Source organism: Oscillospiraceae bacterium (assembly GCA_015068525.1).
Lineage (GTDB): Bacteria > Bacillota > Clostridia > UMGS1840 > HGM11507 > SIG450.
Genome location: SVKJ01000056.1, coordinates 1 through 2,744 on the forward strand (window position 1 = coordinate 1; position 2,744 = coordinate 2,744).

At 33.6% G+C, this 2,744-nt stretch carries 3 protein-coding genes; 1 reads left to right on the forward strand and 2 read right to left on the reverse strand.

Annotation, left to right across the window (positions count from 1 at the left end; all coding sequences use genetic code 11):
- Nucleotides 1-126: 126 nt before the first annotated feature.
- Complete coding sequence (locus tag E7419_08400) at nucleotides 127-1,374, reverse strand: aminotransferase class I/II-fold pyridoxal phosphate-dependent enzyme (GenBank protein MBE7015196.1); 1,248 nt, start codon at nucleotides 1,372-1,374, stop codon at nucleotides 127-129.
- A 310-nt stretch (nucleotides 1,375-1,684) separates the two neighbouring features.
- Between E7419_08400 and E7419_08405 the strand changes: the two genes are divergently transcribed.
- A complete protein-coding gene (locus E7419_08405) occupies nucleotides 1,685-2,227 on the forward strand; it encodes an AbrB/MazE/SpoVT family DNA-binding domain-containing protein (GenBank protein ID MBE7015197.1) in 543 nt (180 codons plus the stop codon).
- A 90-nt stretch (nucleotides 2,228-2,317) separates the two neighbouring features.
- Here the strand turns inward: E7419_08405 and E7419_08410 are convergent, their stop codons facing one another.
- Complete coding sequence (locus tag E7419_08410; GenBank protein ID MBE7015198.1) at nucleotides 2,318-2,524, reverse strand: (2Fe-2S)-binding protein; 207 nt, start codon at nucleotides 2,522-2,524, stop codon at nucleotides 2,318-2,320.
- Nucleotides 2,525-2,744: the final 220 nt, after the last annotated feature.

Sequence of the window (2,744 nt, forward strand, 5' to 3'; positions counted from 1 at the left end):
ATACGATTAAAGCAAGCAGTGAACAGGTTATATCTATAAGCCTTTTAAAATATTTTTGATACATTATGTAAATCCCTCTTTAACTAAAATTCTAAGAAATTATTAAAAATATATTTTTTTATCCACTTATTCAAAGCAAGAACGTATAATCTTAATAACATTGTCCTGTTCTTCTTTTGTCATTTTAACATCACTTGGAAGGCAAAGGCCTCTTGTGAAAATATCCATACCGATATCAAGAGGTTTCCCATCTTCTCCGACAGCACCGCCTTTGATATAAGCATTTGTTTTTGCTCTTCCGTCACCAAAGCGGGTAACAAAAGGATTCATTCTGAAAATCGGTTGCATATGCATTGGTTTCCAGATTGGTCTTCCCTCTGCGTTATACTTTGCAAGTTTATCCAAAATTTCCTGAGGACAGGTTTTACCCTTTTCTTCTATGTATAGATAATCATTTTCTCCTCTTACCTGTTTTGCCATTGCGTCTTTATCTATTATAAGGCAGGATAACCAGAAGTTTGGTTCGCTGTTTACTTCGTCATAAGGATTCATTTTAACAGGTAAATCTTTTAACCCTTCCTTATATCTTTCGTAAATTTCTTTTTTTAGTTTTATATGCTCGTCAAGATAATTTAACTGACCTCTTACAACACCTGCAATAAAATTGCTCATTCGATAGTTATAGCCGACTTCTTCGTGCTGATACCACGGTGCATTTTCTCTTGACTGAGTTGACCATTTTCTCACTTTATTAGCAGTTTCCAAATCGTCAGTAAAGAGCATTCCACCGCTTGTACCTGTAATAATTTTATTTCCGTTAAAACTGATACAACCCACTTTTCCTAACGTACCAGTTTGTTTACCTTTATATGTAGCACCAAATGATTCGGCAGCATCTTCAATAATAACTGCTCCGTGCTTATCAGCAATTTCCTTGATTTCGTCCATCTTACAAGGTGTACCATAAAGATGAACAACTACAATAACTTTAACAGACGGATAAATTTCAAAGGCTTTTTCCAATGCTTTCGGGTCCATATTCCAGGTATCATACTCAGTATCAATAAAAATCGGCTCTCCACCTTCATAAAGAACGGGATTAACTGTAGCCGAAAAAGTTACATCCGATGAAAATACCTTATCGCCTTTCTTAACTCCTGCAAGTTTCATTGCAAGATGTAATGCAGAAGTTCCTGTTGCAAGCGCAACAGCAAATTTTGAGCCAACTTTTTTAGCAGAAATTTTTTCTACTTCATCTATATTTGCCCCTACTGTTGACATCCAGTTGGTATCATAAGCCTCTTTTGCAAAAAGCATTTCATCGCCATGCATTGTAGGCGAAGAAAGCCAGACTTTTTTGTCAAATTTATACATCTTTACCCCTCTGTTTCCCATATTTTCCTATCTTTAGTACATTTAAAGACACTTAGCACATTATATAAAACTATTTTAACACTTTCGTTCTATATAGTCAAGGACTATTTAAATTCATAATTCAAAATGCAAAGTGCAAAATTTTACTCTTTTGATTAATTTTTCCCATTTTTTTCTTTACATAAAAATTCCTATGTTGTAAACAATAGCAATATAAATTGAATTTTGAAATCGGTTTAATTTGTCGGCTTTACCGACACTGTAAATTATTCATTATTCATCATTTATTAATTAAAAGGGAGTTTTAAATATGAAAGCGACAGGAATTGTTAGAAGAATAGACGATTTGGGAAGAGTTGTTATACCAAAAGAAATAAGAAGAACTATGCGGATTTCTGAGGGAGACCCCTTAGAAATATATACCAATAATGAGGGTGCAGTTCTTTTTAAAAAATATTCACAGGTTGGTGACATCAGTGAATTCGCAGACGAATATGCACAGGCGATAAATGATATAACCGGCTACACAACGGTTGTAACCGATAAAGATATGATTGTATCTGTCTGCGGTGTGCCAAAAAAAGAGGTAGTTGGCAAAAACTTGTCAAATGAACTTAAAGAAATCATTGATGACAGAATGGTTTACGGGTATGTTGACGGTGAAGAAAGTATCAATCTTGTTGATTTTACAGACAAATATAAAGTAAGTATTGCCTGTCCTATAGTTTGTATGAATGAACCTGTAGGAATGGTTGGAATAGTTTTTTCCGACCTTGCAAAAAAACTTGGAGAAACAGAAGAAAAAATTGCACAGACAAGTGCAACTGTTCTTGGGAAAATAATAGGTAATTAAAAGGAATATTAAAATATGCATACCTTTGACTGTGCATATTTTAATAACAAAAAAAGAAGCAGATTTTTCTGCTCTTTTTTGATTTTAAAATTATACTGTTACTCCGCTCATTATTTCAGATATTATATCCAAAACTTTCTGATGGCATCCACCACAGCCTGTAGAACAGTGAGTTACTTCCTGAACACTTTTAAAAGCACTAAGAACATCGTCAAATTTTTCAAAGTTTTCCAGTGCGTCAGCAATATTAGCGTAACTTACTTGTTTACAATTACACACCATATAATTTTCTTTCATAGAATTTAACCCCTTTTTTATAAAATGTTGATTTAGTAACCCCTCAAAATCTTTATTAAAATATAAAAGTAAATTTATATAAGGTGGGAAGGGGCAGGAATTGCACCTGCCAACAAATTGCTCTCTAGCCCTTCCCCATTAAACCTTATTTTTACAATTTTATGCTTACTTAAAATATCTCTTTAAAAGTCCTTCTAAACCTTTTCCGTGACGAGCCTCG

Bases quoted from the DNA above. Each gene is read 5' to 3' on its own strand.
- E7419_08410 (MBE7015198.1), bottom strand. From the start codon at position 2,524: ATGAAAGAAAATTATATGGTGTGTAATTGTAAACAAGTAAGTTACGCT.
- E7419_08400 (MBE7015196.1), bottom strand. From the start codon at position 1,374: ATGTATAAATTTGACAAAAAAGTCTGGCTTTCTTCGCCTACAATGCAT.
- E7419_08405 (MBE7015197.1), top strand. From the start codon at position 1,685: ATGAAAGCGACAGGAATTGTTAGAAGAATAGACGATTTGGGAAGAGTT.